The sequence below is a fragment of the Geobacillus sp. BK01 genome (genome assembly GCF_052220245.1).
Lineage (GTDB): Bacteria > Bacillota > Bacilli > Bacillales > Anoxybacillaceae > Geobacillus.
In genome coordinates this window covers 95,425-111,144 of the sequence record NZ_JBQPTH010000006.1, presented here as the reverse complement: position 1 = coordinate 111,144, position 15,720 = coordinate 95,425, and the positions used below count along the sequence as shown (strand labels likewise).

Sequence of the window (15,720 nt, the reverse complement as noted above, 5' to 3'; positions counted from 1 at the left end):
ACACCTTTTTGAGGGAATAAAAACATGATGCATCAATTATAGTGGGGGGAGCACTATGGACGAAAGCAAGCGGCAAAAGCTGATGAAAAAAATTGAAAATCATTTGCGGGCGACAGCGCGGAAACTTGTGAAGTTTAATACGGAGGGGGAAGCGCTGCAATACTTAGTGAATTCATTCCGGACGGAGCTGGAATGTGATTTGATCGCCATCGTGTTAAAGGAAGGGAATGACGTCGTTCCGACATTGTATCAAGGCGATTTCCGCCGTGGGATTTCCCATCCGCCGATCGCGATAGCCAGCTGCTTGCCGAGGTTGTTTGAAGGGAGTACGACGTTTCAAGAGGTGGATGAAGAGTGCTCATGCCTATTGATTGACTTATTGAGAAGAAATGGCATAAAAACATGGTTCAGTGTTCCGATTAAAGATGAAGAAAACGAATACGGCATTTGTATGATCGGTTTTCGGCGCCACGTTTCGCTGCTGGCCGAGGCGAGGCAACTGTTTGACGATTTTGGCGAAGATGTCGCACTGGCCATTACGGTCGCTCGGAAAAAGGAAACGCAGCGGCGAAAAATGGTCGGTCTCGAGTGGCTTGCTCAACACTTTTCGCTCGATACGCCGCTTGAGCAGTTTGTCGAAAAAATCGTTGAACGGGCGGGCAAGGGGACGAATGCGGGCGGTGCCTACATGTATTTATACCGGGAAGAGGACAACAGCTTCGTTGTTCATCCGCCTTTATACGGCAAAGTAGCTAGCCCAAAACAAGTGATGATGAAAAATAACTATCGGGTCAGCGATTATTTCCCCTTCTTGGAGAGACCAGGCGGGGATGAGTTAACGGTGCCGCTTGTTGTCAACTTCAAAACGATCGGCGTCTTGCACGTCGAACAGAAAAACGAAGGGACATTTACAAAGGAAGATGCCGAGATCTTGGACATGCTGGCGAACTACGTGGCCGTGATGCTGGAAAATGTTCGGCTGTACCAGCAGGAGCGGGATCATACCCACCGCCTCCGCCTTTTGCTTCAATATCAACAAAAGTTGATGAAAGAGACGATCCGGCATGAAGGTTTTCACGGCATTGTGAAAACGTTAAGCCAAATGTTTACTAAGGCTGTCGTTGTATTTGACCGCTTCATGCGGCCGATCGCGCATGAACGAAAAGGGCTGAACGGGCAACAGCTACAACAGATTGCGAAGCAGGCATTCAATCAAGTGCCAGGGCAAAGCCGTATGGGTGGGCATATCCAGCTCGACGGATTATCAGATTTGTCGATTGTAGTTTGGCTGATCCATCATGGCGGAGATGCGGTCGGTTATTTGGCGATTGAAGCATTGCCAAACGAAATGGATGATTTTTTTCTCCTCGGGGTGGAGTTGGCCCGCAATATTTTTGCAATTCAATTTATGAAACAAAAGCTTGTGTTTGAGACGAAAGAACAGCTGAAAGACAGTTTTTTGCATAAGTTGTTGGCTGCGGAAATCGAAGATGAAGGGAGCATCATCCAGTACGCCAACGTCTTTCAATGGAACATTTTTGAAGAACATCGGCTTGCTGTGTTGCACTTGCAGTCGGATGAACTGAATGAGAGGGATGATTTTGTTAAACAAAATGCGGAGAAGACGGCGCTTTGGAACCAACTGAAAGGCCGGATCGCCGCCGAGGACTCCGGGGTGTTGTGCGGAACTGTCGAGAATCAATATATTTTGATCGCCCCAGCGGCAAGAGAAAAAAAGAATCCGGAAAAATATTGGAGCGAATGGCAGCAGCGGATCAGCCGTTGGATCAAGGAAGAAAAAGCGTCGTATCGAGCCTTTTTCGGGATCGGGGGAAAGACCGCATCGATTGGCAATTATTATGTTTCCTACCGGCAGGCGGTGCAGGCGCTGCAAGTGATGATCCGCAATTTTCCCGGAAAGAGTGTAGCGTTTTTTGACGAGCTCGGAGCGTATACGGTATTGCACCATTTAAAAGAAACCGAAGCCGCGGGACTGTTTGTCGACAAATACCTTGGCCCGCTGCTCCGGCATTGTTCAGGGCGGAATGCGGACTGGCTGCAAACAGTGCGTGTCTTCCTTGAATGCAACGGTCATGTAACAGAAACGGCGGAAAGACTGTACATTCATCGCAGCACCCTTCAATACCGGCTTGAAAAAATTGAAGACATGCTCGGTTTTTCTTTGCAAGATGCAGAGCAACGGTTCAACTTGATGATGGCATGGAAATTATATGACCTGTATGGCTTGTCTTCCTTCAAAATGCCGAAAAAATGAGTGTGTTTTCCTGCATAATGCAGGTATTTTTTTATTTTCATCTTCTTTATAATTAGTAACAAAAGTACAACAATACCGAAAATTAAAAAAATATAAGGAGGACTTGCCAAATGGTCACAACGATCGGAGTCGTAGGAGCCGGCACAATGGGAAGCGGCATCGCCAATTTAGCTGCCTTATCAGGATTTTCTGTCATGTTAGTCGATCTCGACGAGCAGGCGCTGCCAAAAGCGCGCTCGCGAATGGAAGCGTTTATGGACAAAAGCGTCGCCAAAGGAAAAATGACGGCCGAGCAAAAACATGAAGCGCTAGAAAGAGTGAGAACATCGACCAACTTGCATGACATGAAGCAGGCCGATATCGTCATTGAAGCCGTCATCGAAAACATGAAGGTGAAAAAAGAGGTCTTTTCTCAGTTGGACAACATTGCACCGGAACACGCCATTTTAGCCACGAATACGTCATCAATGTCCATCACAGAAATCGCTTCTGCCACCAACCGTCCAAGCCAAGTCGTCGGCATGCATTTTTTCAATCCCCCACAACTCATGAAACTTGTTGAAGTCGTACGCGGATACAAGACGAGCGATGAAACGGTTGAGCGGACGAAAGAACTCGCCCGGAAACTGAATAAAGAGCCGGTGGAAGTGAAAAAAGATTCCCCGGGGTTCATTGTCAACCGCATTATGATTCCGCAATTCATCGAGGCGATCCGTCTTGTCGAAGAAGGAGTCGCTTCCATGGAAGATATCGACAAAGCGGTGACGCTTGGGTTGAACTACCCGATGGGGCCGTTCACACTGCAAGATTTCGCCGGAGTTGATATCGGTTTGCACGTGATGGACTATTTTTACCAAGAGTTTAAGGATGACCGGTTTGCCGCTCCTTTGTTGTTGAGACAGCTTGTCCGGGCGGGAAGGCTCGGCCGAAAAACGGGAGCGGGGTTCTATGATTATGACGACGAACGGTAAGTGAAGCGGCGGCGCTTGCCGCTGTTTCAGATGAATGTGTGGGCGCGTCGCTTTCACTATGACGAGAATCATCTTGCCATATAGGGGAGGAATGAACCGTGAACTACGAATTTTTGCAATATGAAATCGACCATCGGACAGCCGTTGTGTATATCGACCGTCCGCCGCTCAATCCGTTGAATACGAAAGTGTTTCGTGAGCTGGCGGCGCTCATCGACGAACTGGACGCCAATTCACAAGTCGGGGCGATCATCATTACCGGAACAGGGGAAAAAGCGTTTGTCGCCGGAGCGGATATCCATGAAATGATGAATCTCGACTTGGCCGGCATGATGGAAATGAACAAAATTTCGCGGGCGACGTTCTCCAAGATTGAAAGCGCCTCCAAACCGGTGATCGCGGCTGTAAACGGATTGGCGCTCGGCGGGGGATGCGAATTGGCGCTTGCGTGCGATTTGCGCATTTGTTCCGAGAATGCGAAGTTTGCGTTTCCGGAAGTCAATCTCGGCATTATCCCAGGCGGCGGCGGGACACAGCGGCTGCCGCGCATCGTCGGTCAAGGAGTGGCAAAAGAATTGCTTTATTTCGGTGAAATGATCGATGCCAAGCGGGCGCTTGCCATTCATTTAGTAAATAAAGTCGTTCCAGCTGACGAACTTTTGCCAACGGCGAAAGAATGGGCTGAAAAATTGGCGCAAAAACCGGCCATTGCCATGCGCATGCTCAAAGAAGCGGTCAACACGGGGGCCAATGTGGACTTGCAGTCAGGGCTGATCGTGGAAACGGCTTGCTTCGGGAACGCGTTTGCGACCGAAGACCGGAAAGAAGGAATGCGGGCGTTTGCCGAAAAGCGGAAGCCAGTGTTTGTCGGCAAGTAATGTTTCAGTTCACGAGGCGCAGCCAACATCACTGTACGATCTATTCAGTCATCAACCGCCCGAGTGTCTAAGTGAAGAAAAGTAATTCGAAAACTAAGAAAGGGTGTTGCAGATGACGGAAAAAATCCCCGCTGTACATGAGGTGTTGATTCGTTCTTTTCAACAAGTTCCTGAGAGCAAAGAAGTCGCTTTTGATGGTTATCGGCGCATGACGTACAAGGAATTGGTCGACCATGTCGAATCTATGGCCGCTACTCTGGCGTCGTTAGGGATCCAAAAAGGAGACCGAGTGATCGTTTGTTTGCCGAATTGGAATGAATTTTTGGTCATTTACTTCAGCCTCGCCCGCCTTGGCGCCATTCTTGTTCCGTGCAATCCACGCTATGGTGAAGAGGAACTGATGTATATACTGGAAAACTCCAAAGCGACAGCCGCTTTTCTTATGGGAGAGTTCGGACATATCGATCTGTTTGCGTCACATACTGGTGCAGGCAGTTCACTAAATCATATTTTTACCGTGCGATTCCAACAAAAAGGGTGCTACTCGTTTGAGGACTTAATCGAATTAGGAAAACGTTTGCCTGCTGCTCCGCCAGTCGCCGTGGATGCCGGGGAAGATGTGTTTTCCATTTTGTATACGTCGGGTACAACCGGGAAGCCAAAAGGGGTCATGTTAACGCATCAAAATGTTATTTATGCAGCAAAACAGGCAGTGGAAACGATGAACTGCACAGTGAACGACGTGTTTCTTGTTGCCGTACCAGTTTTTCATGTGTTCGGAATGGTTCCGTCAATATTGTCCGCCGTATGGGTCGGGGCGCGCCTTGTCTTGATGGAACGGTATAAGGCGGAGGAAGCGCTGCAGCTGATCGAACAAGAAAAGGTCACAATTCACCATGGCGTCCCGACGATGTTTATTTTGGAGCTGAACCATCCGAACTTTAGCCGGTACCAGTTGTCCTCGCTGCGCACGGGCATTATCGCCGCCGCCCCTTGCCCTGAGGAAGTCGTAAGGAAAATTCGTACGCAAATGGGCTGCGATGTTGTCATTTCATACGGATTGACCGAGACATCCTCCGTTGTTACGATTACAAGTTTTGATGACAGCGACTCTGTTCGCTCGGAAACAGTCGGAAAGGCGGCGCCAGGTGCACAAGTGAAAGTCGTTGATGATCATCGGAAAGAAGTGAACATCGGGGAAGTAGGGGAGTTGGCTTGCAAAAGTCCGGGAGTGATGAAAGGATATTACGGAATGCCGGAAAAAACACAAGAAGTGATCGACGAGGAAGGATGGTTTTATACCGGTGATTTAGCGACAATCGATGAAAACGGATATGTGCGGATTGTCGGGCGGAAGAAAGAAATGATTATTCGTGGCGGCTACAACATTTATCCACGGGGAATCGAGGAAATTTTCTACAAACACCCAAGCGTGATGGAAGTGGCGATCATTGGGCTGCCGGATACTGTTTTAGGAGAAATATCTTGCGCTGTCATTAAGCTGAGGCCGCATTGCATGGAAGACGAAGAGTCGATGAAGGCGTATATTACAGGCAAAGTCGCTGATTACAAAGTGCCCGATCGCATCATGTTTGTCGAAGAGTTGCCTGTCACACCGAGCGGAAAAATTAAAAAAGTAGCCCTTCGCGAAATGATGGAGGAACGGTTAAAATCAACGCTTCGTTAGATCAAGTTTTTCAATGATCGGTAAGTATAGACGGAAGGACGAAACAAGGGGGCGGTTGACTGTGGCAAGGATAAAAGAATATAAAGGTGGGCGTTTCATCCATGAACATGTCGCCGCTAAGGACGTGTTTACTCCGGAGGACTTTACTCCTGAACATCGTATGCTGGCGGATATGACGGAAAAGTTTATCATGAAGGAAGTCATGCCCGCCTTAGAAAACATTGAGGCACAACAGTTTGACGAAGCCGTCCGTTTATTGAAGAAAGCGGGTGAGCTCGGGTTATTGGGGGCCGATATCCCCGAGCGGTATGGCGGACAGCATTTGGATAAGATCAGTTCATGCATCATCAGTGAAAAGGTGGCCTTAGGCCGGTCATTTGCCGTGACGTTCAGCGGGCAAGTAGGAATCGGATCGTTGCCCATTGTCTTTTTTGGCACAGAGGAGCAAAAGGAAGCTTATTTGCCGCATGTTGTGACCGGTGACAAAATCGGCGCCTATGCGTTAACGGAACCAACTTCCGGCACAGATGCGCTGGCCGCGAAAACATCGGCGCGCCTATCTGAGTGTGGGCGGTATTACATTTTGAACGGTGAAAAACAGTGGATTACGAACTCGGCGTTTGCGGATTTCTTTATCGTTTTTGCCAAAGTAGACGGACAGCAGTTCACGGCGTTTATCGTTGATAAAGACTATGAAGGGGTATCCGTTGGACCGGAAGAGAAAAAGATGGGGTTAAAAGGTTCCTCAACTCGTTCTTTGATTCTTGACGACGTAAAAGTCCCGGTGTCCAATGTGTTAGGGGAAATCGGAAAAGGACATGTCATTGCGTTTAATATTTTAAACATCGGCCGCCATAAGCTTGCGGCCGCCGCTTTAGGAATGGCCAAGCGGGCGCTCGAATTATCGGTGAAATACGCCAAGGAACGAAAGCAGTTCGGCCGTTCGTTGGCCGAATTCGGTCTCATTCAAACGAAAATCGCCGATATGGCGATCAAGACATATGTGAACGAAAGCATGATTTACCGCACGGCGGGCGCCCTTGAACAAGGGTGGAGGACAGGAAACGACTGCATCGCTCAAACGATTGCTGATTACGCGGTGGAATGTTCGATTAACAAAGTATTCTCGACCGAAGTGCTTGATTTTGTTGTTGATGAAGCGGTGCAAATCCATGGCGGATACGGCTATATGGCCGAGTATGAGGTTGAAACGCTTTATCGTGATGCGCGAATTTATCGCATTTTTGAGGGAACGAATGAAATCAACCGAATTGTCATCGCTTCAACATTGTTGCGAAATCGCTTCTCTCCACCTAAAGAGGAATGCATTCAAGGGGAACAAGTTGTCGAGTTGACCGACAAAGCCAAGCAGCTTCATGATATGAAGTCGTTGTTTTGGGCGATGGCTGATGCGATCCAAAAACGGTATGCCGGGCACGAAGTGGCACAGGAGCTTCTAGCCTATTTAGCGGATATGGCCATACAAATTTACGCGATGGAAAGCGCTTTGTTAAGGGCAGAAAAAGCGATAGCGAAAAACGGTGTCAACATGGAAGAACAAAAGAAAAACTATGTGCAAGTATACATTCAAGAGACAGTTCAGCAACTGCTTGGCCGTTCGTTGAACGTTGCCCTGTATTTGCAAGACGAACGACTCGCAAAACGGGTTTCACAAGGTATAGAGGCAGTTATGCAGGAACCGCTGGCAGATGTGATTACGCTAAAGCGCCGCATTGCTGAAAAAGTGATTCAACACGAAACGTATGTGAAGTAGCCAACGGCACGTTCATGAATGGCGATCGTTTTGGTTCGAAAGTGTTCTATGGAACGAAAAGGAAAAAGACGGAGAGGGGAAAGAGGATGTATACGGAGATTGTATTGCTTGAAGGAGCGCGCACACCATTTGCCAAATTTTGTGGTTCGTTTCGCGATATTTCTGCAACCGATCTCGGGGCCATTGCGGCGCGGGAAGCGATAAAAAAAGCAAGAATCGAGCCGGAAGAAATCGACCATGTCGTATTTGGCAACGTGCAACAGTCAAGCCGTGACGCCCATTTGCTGGCGCGCCACGTCGGTTTGAAGGCAGAGGTGCCGATCGACGTGCCGGCCGTGACGGTGAACCGACTGTGCGGAACGGGGCTCGAGGCGATTATTATGGCGGCGCGCCTAATTGTAACCGGGGAAGCGAACGTTGTGCTGGCGGGAGGCACTGAAAACATGAGCCAAGTGCCGCATGTCATTCGCGGCATGCGCTGGGGGACGGCATTAGGGAGCCCGACGGTCGAGGATTGGCTTTGGGATGGGCTGTACGACACGGTTGGCGGCTGCAGCATGGCCATCACTGCGGAAAATTTAGCGAAAAAATATCATATTACCCGCGAAGAAGTAGACCAACACGCCCTCCGCAGCCATGAGCGGGCGCTGGCAGCCATCGAACAAGGGTACTTCCGCCAAGAAATCGTTCCTGTACCGGTAAAAGGGAAGAAAGGAGAAACGACGGTTGATACAGACGAACACCCGCGCAAAACGAGCTTAGAGCAGCTGCAAGCCCTGCAACCGCGCTTTTTGGAAAACGGCGTCGTGACGCCAGGCAATGCGAGCGGAATGAACGATGGAGCGGCAGCAGTGATCGTTGCTTCGGCAGAATACGCGGCCAAACGCGGCTTAAAACCGCTCGCCCGCCTCGTTTCGTGGGGGGTCGTCGGCGTTGAGCCGCAATACATGGGAATCGGCCCAGTTCCAGCGATTCGACAAGCGCTCGATAAAGCGAATTTATCAATCGATGACCTCGACTTAATCGAAATCAACGAAGCATTTTCGGCCCAATATTTAGCTTGCCAAAAAGAATTGGGCTTTAGCGATGACAAAGGCAACGTCAACGGCGGGGCGGTCGCGCTTGGCCATCCGTTGGCCGCTTCGGGGACACGGATTACGTTGACGCTCGTTTATGAGTTGGCCAGAAGAGGAAAGAAATATGGCGCTTCCTCGCTATGCATCGGCGGCGGCCAAGGCATTGCGGCGATTTGGGAGAGATTGTAACTTAAAAGATGGTGAGTGGAATTTTTTGAATACCTGATTATCGCCGGTCAGTCCTACCACTAGGCGGCCGTCAAACAAAAGGATGTGTTGGGCAAAAGGGGCGCTGTGCCGGCGAGTCAAGCAGGTTGCCACCCACACAACGAACAAAAGGAGGGCATTTTATGCAAAAGATGAATGTCGAGTCGATAGAACAAAGAACTATCCAAAAGACGATTTCGAGGATTTTACCGTTTGTTTTGATTTTATATATTGTTGCCTACTTAGACCGTGTCAATCTAGGATATGCCGCGCTTGATATGAATGCAGAGCTAGCTCTTTCGGCGGAAGTGTTTGGTCTGTTATCAGGGATATTTTTTATCGGATATTTTCTGTTTGAAGTGCCAAGCAACATGATTTTGCATAAGGTGGGCGCCAGAGTATGGATTGCCCGCATTATGATTACATGGGGAGTAATTGTTATCTTAACCGGGTTTGTACAATCAGCCGCTCATCTATATATCTTGCGTTTCTTATTAGGGGTTGCGGAAGCAGGATTTTTCCCCGGGATTCTTTTGTATTTCACTTATTGGTTTCGAAAGCGGGAACGGGCGATTGCCACTTCTGTTTTAATACTGGCATTGCCGATCGGATCCGTTATCGGCGCTCCATTATCGACATGGATTATGGATGTTGTTCAATGGGGCGGGTTGTCCGGTTGGAGATGGATGTTCATTTTAGAAGGAATTCCGGCTGTTGTGTTGGGCATCATCACATTATTTTATTTGACGGAGAGACCGAAACAGGCCAAATGGTTGAAGAAGGAAGAAAGGGAGTGGCTTGAAGGGGAACTCGAAAAAGAGCGAGAAGAAAGCAGGCTTGTCAATAAAACATCGAAGAAGGAAATGTTGAAGGATAGTAGAGTTTGGATGTTGACACTAGTTTACTTTGCGGATTACACTGCCATGTACGGACTAGGTTTTTGGCTCCCATCCATCGTAAAATCGTTTACGGAAAATGTTTCATCCAATTTACAAATTGGTTGGATCAGCATGATTCCTGCGTTAGTCGGTGCGATTTCCTTGCTGTTGATGGGCTGGAACGCAAGCAGGACGAATTCCCATCGGGCGCATGTCACCGTGAGTCTTTTCATTGCTTTCATAGGCTTTCTTGCGAGTGCTTTTGCCACAAGCTCTACGGTGATGATTATTTGCCTGTCCTTTGCGGCGATCGGTTTATATGGTTTTGCCGGTGTATATATGGCGTACATGACGTTCTTTTTCACAGAGTCGACCGCTCCAGTAGGAATTGCGCTCGTGAATTCTTTAGCTTCATTAGGGGGATTCCTTGGACCGATGATATTCGGATTCGTTACGGTGAAAACCGGGATGCTTTTGTTAGCGGGCTTGGCTGTTATCGGTGCGTATACAGCTTTGGTTTTGAAAAGCAGACAGTCGGTTAACCTCCACGTAGAACCTAAGTTTGAGAGCAACTAGGAAAGTGATCGCCCCTTGGCCCTTTTGTTGCTAAGAGGTAGGCGGAGGTCAATATCTTTTTATCATCTCGCATCGAGAAGTTCCCTAGTTATCTATAAGTTATCCTCTTATTTTGAAACAAAACAGTTTTCTTTTTGCACATTCTTTCAGAACCCTCTCGTTTCTGAAGGAATGTGCTAAATTTTTTGCAGATGATTTCGGATGAACAAACAAAATGATTTTCCATATTTCGCTTCAGCCGTCCGGGCGTGCGGTTTCAACGCTTCTTTCAGCAGGGGGCGGGATTTGCGACAAACCTTATGGCCTCGTGTTGTGCGCTTAGATGCCGGGCGCTTTGGCGGGATGAGTTGTGCCTGTTGCAAGAGAGCCTCAAAGCAGAACGTTTTGCTTTCGACTTCAAAAAAGCAAAGGTCACACCCTCCCCCGTGAGCGGTTGCCGTCCAGCCGGATCAACGTTGGCCCATCGGTTTTAGACGATATTTGCAAAGTACGTATTACGGATAGATTACGAAAGTGTAAAAAACGAAATGTTCTTTTTTGAGAAAAGGCGTATTTATACAAAAAACTAAGCGATATTTAGATCGTTTTTCCTATACGTTTTTTTATCTAAATTTTAAATAATGTGTTGAATTTTCTAAAAGTATTATATATTATAAAAATTGAAATGTTCGAAACAGTGAAAACTAAGGGGGGAGAAGAGGAAAGGCAAAGAAATGAAAAGCAAGAAAATGAAAGCGTTTTAAATGACCATGACATTGACAAAGGGGGGCTTGGAATGAGAAGGAAAGTTTCTTTCATCGTGCTAGCCATTTTGTTAACGGTGTTGTCGGCTTGCGGCAACAGTGCCATCCAGTCGACAGCGCAGAAAGAAGAGGAAGCGCCTAAGGACGATGGAACGATTAAAATTGGTGCTCTTTTGCCGAAATCAGGTGTATATGCGTCTCTAGGGAAAAATTTGGAGATGGGAATGGAGCTCTATTTTGAAAGCATCGGTTGGAAAGTCGCTGGAAAGGATATTCAGCTTATCGTGGAAGATACGGAGGCCGACCCACAAGTGGGTCTTAGAAAAGCAAGAAAGTTGATCGATCAAGACCAAGTGCATTTGTTGACAGGCACCGTCAGTACGGCGGTGGCTTACGCCATTCGGGATGAAGTGGATAAGAAAAAGATGCCATTTCTCGTCTCCCATGCAGGGGGCAATGATTTGACAAGAAGCAAACGAAGCGATTACATTTGGAGATCGTCGTTTTCTTCGTGGCAGATCGGCCATTCACTTGGTCAGTGGGCATACGATCATATCGGAAAGACGGTGTATATTGCCGCGGCCGATTATGCGTTTGGCCGTGAGGTTTCCGCTGCATTTAAAGAAGCGTATACAGCAGCGGGCGGAAAAGTGGTCGGAGAGGTATATCCGCCTTTAGGAAACAATGATTACTCTTCGTATTTGACAACGATCAAAAACGCTAAAGCAGATGCGGTATACGCCTTCTTTGCCGGCAGCGATGCGGTTAAGTTTGTGCAGCAATACGAACAATTCGGGCTGAAAAAGGACAAAAAATTAATTGGCTCCGGTTGGCTTGTGTCTGAAGATGTCCGAGGCCAGCAAGGAAACGCGGGAGTCGGGACGGTGTCATCGATTTTCTGGGAGTATCATTTAGATACGAAAGAGAATAAAGAGTTTGTCAGCGCCTTTGAGAAAACATACAATGCCCGTCCGACGATTGAAGCGCTAGAAGGCTATGATGCAGCGAGAATTATCGCTGAAGCGTTGGAGAAGACTGGCGGCGATGCTTCCGACCCCGATAAAGTCGTTGAGGCGATTTCCAACGTTCAGTTTGTGAGCCCGCGGGGGCCCATTCAGTTTGATAAAGAAACTCATCATATTATCCAAAATATGTATATCACTGAAACGATTCTAGTAAATGGGAAAGCGGAAAATAAAGTGATTGAAGTCGTTGAGAAAGTGAAAGATCCTGGACAATAAAACGGAGGGAGAAGAAAGATGGACATTATTGCCGCTCAACTCGTCAACGGCGTGTCGTACGGCATGTTGTTGTTTGTGATCACTTGCGGCTTATCGTTAGTATTTGGAATACTGGGGGTATTGAACCTCGCCCACGGTTCGTTATATATGATCGGAGCGTATGTTGCCTATACGATGACGACGCAACTATTTGAAAACTTTTGGCTCGCCCTAATGATCGCACCACTCGTTGTAGCCGTTTTGTCCCTCATCATCGAACTCATCTTGCTGAGGCCAACCTACCATTTAGGGCATTTGTCCCAAGTGCTGTTAACATTCGGATTAGCCTATGTCATTCACGATGTTACGTCCATCATATGGGGATCGGATGTGTTATCGATCCCCCTCCCTTCTTTTTTGTCGGAGACATTGCATTTCTTTGACCAAGAGTTTCCGGCCTATCGGGTGTTTGTGATTGCTGCGGGGGTCGTGTTGGCGTCCTGTTTATGGTTTGTCCAAGAAAAAACGCGCTGGGGGGCTATTATTCGCGCCGGGCTGAGTGACAAAGAAATGATTAGTGCGTTAGGAGTCAATATCAAGCTCGTCTTTACCGCTGTCTTTCTTGTCGGCGGTTATCTAGCAGGGCTCGGCGGGGTGATCGCTTCACCGATTCTTGGCTTATACCCAAGCATGGAGTTTCAAACATTAATTTTAGCTTTAGTCGTTCTTGTTGTCGGTGGTCTTGGATCGATTGCCGGGACGTTTGTCGCTAGTCTCGTTGTTGGGATTGTGGAGACGTTTGGCCGCTTTCTTGTGCCGGAGCTTAGTTTGTTCCTTGTATTTGGGCTTATGGCTGTCATTTTGATTTTCAAGCCGAATGGATTACTTGGAAAGCAGGTGATCAAGCATTGAAGAAACAAATTTTTATCGGTATGGCCGCTGTCATCTTGTTTATTGCCGTCCCCTTTGTCTTTTCATTGTTTTATCTTAATCTGCTTGCCGAAATTTTGATTTTAGCGATTTTTGCCCTTAGTTTGAACGTGCTTGTCGGCTATACGGGCCTCGTTTCATTAGGGCATGCCGCCTTTTTCGGGATTGGGGCGTATGCGTCGGCCCTTCTGGCGAAAGAGTGGTCACCGCAGTTTCTGTTGATCATTTTGGCTTCGGTTTTGATTGCGGCAGCGGCAGCGGCGGTCATCGGCCTTTTTTGCGTCAAAACGAGCGGGTTTTATTTTCTTATGTTGACATTAGCCTTTTCACAAATGATTTATTCGTTTGTCCATCAATCGACTACCATAACAGGCGGGTCGAACGGGCTGTCCGGGTTGCCGAGCCCGTTGTTGGGATCAGTGGATCTGTCCAATCCCGTTTTCCTTTATTATGCGATTTTGCTTGTCTTTGTCATCGTCTACATCGTTTTAAGTTTGATTGTCCAATCTCCATTTGGTCATGTATTGATTGGAATTCGCGAAAATGAAATGCGGATGAAGGCGATGGGGTATAACACCGCCTTGTATAAATACATTGCGTTTATGATAGCCGGGGCTATCGGAGGGGTTTCGGGCGCTTTATACGCCAACTTTAACGGTTTTGTTTCGCCAAACGATGTGTACTGGACGATGTCAGGATCGGTGCTCATTATGGTGTTGATCGGTGGGGCCGGGACGATGATCGGTCCGGTGTTGGGGGCGGCGTTTATCGTTGTGTTGGAAACGATCGTCAGCTCTTATACAACGGTATGGACGATGATCATCGGGATCATTTTCATCCTCTTTGTTGTGTTTATGCCGAAAGGGCTTGTCGGCTTTGCCCATATGGTTCAAACACTAACAGCTCATAGGCTCCCGGTTTCACAAAAAGGAGCGAAAACATTGGTGAACAATGAAGCCAATCAATAAGGAGGAGGAAAATGGAAAAAGATGTGATATTACGTGTCGAAAGTATCAGCAAACATTTCGGCGGTTTGCAAATTATTAAAGACGTATCCCTCAGCGTGAGAAAAGGTGAACGAATTGGAATAATCGGTCCGAACGGGGCAGGAAAAACGACGTTTTTTAACCTATTGACAGGAGATCTCCTTCCTACCGGAGGCAAGATCCATTATAAAGGAAGAGAAATTACCAACATGCCGAATTTTAAAAGAGCGCAAGAGGGGATTGTGCGCACATTTCAGAAAAATAACTTGCTGAATGAATTGACTGTGCTCGATAATTTGTTATTAGTATTGCAGCGGAAACGCGGAATGGCAAATGTATGGTTCAAACCGAGAAACGCCCGTCGCTCGCCGGCATTGTTTGAGGAGGCAGAACATTTACTCCGGACGTGGGGGCTCGGAAAGATTGCAAACGAACAGGTAAAAACGTTGTCATATGGCGAGCAACGGCAGGTGGAAATTTTGCTTGGCATTGCGATGGAGCCCGATGTGCTGTTGCTTGATGAGCCGACAGCGGGCATGTCCCAAGCCGAAACCACTTACATTGTCCAGTTGCTTCACCAGTTGCCAAAAGACATTACCGTGATGGTGATCGAACATGACCTCGATGTCGTGTTTGGAATGGCCGAGCGCATGATTGTGTTGTATAACGGCTATATTTTAATCGATGGATCTCCCGATGAAGTGCGGAGCGATGAGCGGGTCAATGAAATTTATATCGGGAAGGGGAAAACGGTCGGTGCTTAACGTTTATCACTTAAATGCGTTTTACGGAGACAGCCATATCCTTCACAATGTTTCGTTAACGGTTGAAAAGGGAAACGTGACCGTTCTGTTAGGGAGGAACGGAATGGGAAAGACGACAACGATCCATTCCATTATGGGAATGGTTCCGGCGAAAACGGGGAAGGTCGTATTGGAACAGACCGAAATCCAAAATAAAGCCAGCTTCCAAATAGCGCGGCTTGGGATTGGTCTTGTTCCGCAAGGAAGAAGAATTTTCCCGAATTTAACGGTGAAAGAAAATTTGTTGACAACATACCGCCCGGTGGAGAATGGATGGACGTTGGATAAAATATACGCCATGTTCCCCCGCTTACAAGAAAGGGAGTCATCGATGGGCGGCGATTTAAGCGGTGGAGAGCAGCAAATGCTTTCGATCGGCAGGGCGCTATTGACCAATCCGAAAGTGCTGCTTCTTGATGAGCCGTCAGAAGGGTTGTCTCCGTTGATGGTGCAAGAAGTGACGGGAATTATTCGTCAATTGAAACAACAAGGACTGACTATCTTTTTGGTCGAGCAAAACTTAGCCATGGCGTTGGAGCTGGCTGATTTTGTCTACATTTTGAATAAAGGGTCCATTGTGTTTGGCGGAGCGCCTGATGAGTTGAATGCCGACGTCAAAAACAAATATTTACTGCTGAGTTCGTAGCTTCACCAATCGCTAGAAAGCGGATAAACAAATCTCTTGCGGCGGCTTATGTCAAACGGAACGGCTCCCA

12 protein-coding genes are annotated in these 15,720 nt (G+C 47.7%); all 12 read left to right on the top strand.

The annotated features are described in order from the left end of the window. Window positions 1-55 precede the first annotated feature (55 nt). The 12 genes from ACTVDO_RS08765 to ACTVDO_RS08710 all read left to right on the top strand — a co-directional run bounded on the left by ACTVDO_RS08765 (window position 56) and on the right by ACTVDO_RS08710 (window position 15,650). Window positions 56-2,275, top strand: a complete 2,220-nt coding sequence (locus ACTVDO_RS08765; protein WP_442901345.1) for a helix-turn-helix domain-containing protein — start codon at window positions 56-58, stop codon at window positions 2,273-2,275. A gap of 110 nt (window positions 2,276-2,385) precedes the next feature. Beyond that, window positions 2,386-3,246: a 3-hydroxyacyl-CoA dehydrogenase family protein gene (locus ACTVDO_RS08760; protein ID WP_020959609.1), complete on the top strand. Its 861-nt coding sequence runs from the start codon at window positions 2,386-2,388 to the stop codon at window positions 3,244-3,246. Between the two features lie 98 nt (window positions 3,247-3,344). Further along, window positions 3,345-4,124, top strand: a complete 780-nt coding sequence (locus ACTVDO_RS08755; protein WP_020959610.1) for an enoyl-CoA hydratase/isomerase family protein — start codon at window positions 3,345-3,347, stop codon at window positions 4,122-4,124. Between the two features lie 112 nt (window positions 4,125-4,236). Next, window positions 4,237-5,811 (top strand): class I adenylate-forming enzyme family protein, encoded by a 1,575-nt coding sequence (locus ACTVDO_RS08750; protein ID WP_442901344.1) that lies wholly within the window; start codon window positions 4,237-4,239, stop codon window positions 5,809-5,811. A gap of 61 nt (window positions 5,812-5,872) precedes the next feature. Then, on the top strand, window positions 5,873-7,585 hold the full coding sequence (locus ACTVDO_RS08745; protein WP_020959612.1) for an acyl-CoA dehydrogenase family protein: 1,713 nt from the start codon (window positions 5,873-5,875) through the stop codon (window positions 7,583-7,585). Between the two features lie 86 nt (window positions 7,586-7,671). After that, on the top strand, window positions 7,672-8,850 hold the full coding sequence (locus tag ACTVDO_RS08740) for an acetyl-CoA C-acetyltransferase (protein ID WP_020959613.1): 1,179 nt from the start codon (window positions 7,672-7,674) through the stop codon (window positions 8,848-8,850). 161 nt (window positions 8,851-9,011) lie between these two features. Further along, window positions 9,012-10,322: an MFS transporter gene (locus ACTVDO_RS08735; RefSeq protein WP_020959614.1), complete on the top strand. Its 1,311-nt coding sequence runs from the start codon at window positions 9,012-9,014 to the stop codon at window positions 10,320-10,322. A gap of 775 nt (window positions 10,323-11,097) precedes the next feature. Next, window positions 11,098-12,306 (top strand): ABC transporter substrate-binding protein, encoded by a 1,209-nt coding sequence (locus tag ACTVDO_RS08730; protein WP_442901343.1) that lies wholly within the window; start codon window positions 11,098-11,100, stop codon window positions 12,304-12,306. 18 nt (window positions 12,307-12,324) lie between these two features. After that, the gene (locus ACTVDO_RS08725; protein ID WP_020959616.1) at window positions 12,325-13,197 is read left to right on the top strand and encodes a branched-chain amino acid ABC transporter permease; all 873 of its coding nucleotides are present in this window, start codon (window positions 12,325-12,327) and stop codon (window positions 13,195-13,197) included. Continuing rightward, window positions 13,194-14,183, top strand: a complete 990-nt coding sequence (locus tag ACTVDO_RS08720; RefSeq protein ID WP_020959617.1) for a branched-chain amino acid ABC transporter permease — start codon at window positions 13,194-13,196, stop codon at window positions 14,181-14,183. Before ACTVDO_RS08725 ends, ACTVDO_RS08720 begins: the two co-directional genes overlap by 4 nt. Before the next feature lie 11 nt (window positions 14,184-14,194). Further along, window positions 14,195-14,965, top strand: a complete 771-nt coding sequence (locus tag ACTVDO_RS08715; protein ID WP_020959618.1) for an ABC transporter ATP-binding protein — start codon at window positions 14,195-14,197, stop codon at window positions 14,963-14,965. Continuing rightward, window positions 14,958-15,650, top strand: coding sequence for an ABC transporter ATP-binding protein (locus ACTVDO_RS08710; protein ID WP_020959619.1), 693 nt, complete (start codon window positions 14,958-14,960; stop codon window positions 15,648-15,650). The genes ACTVDO_RS08715 and ACTVDO_RS08710 overlap by 8 nt, the downstream gene beginning before the upstream one ends. Window positions 15,651-15,720 lie beyond the last annotated feature (70 nt).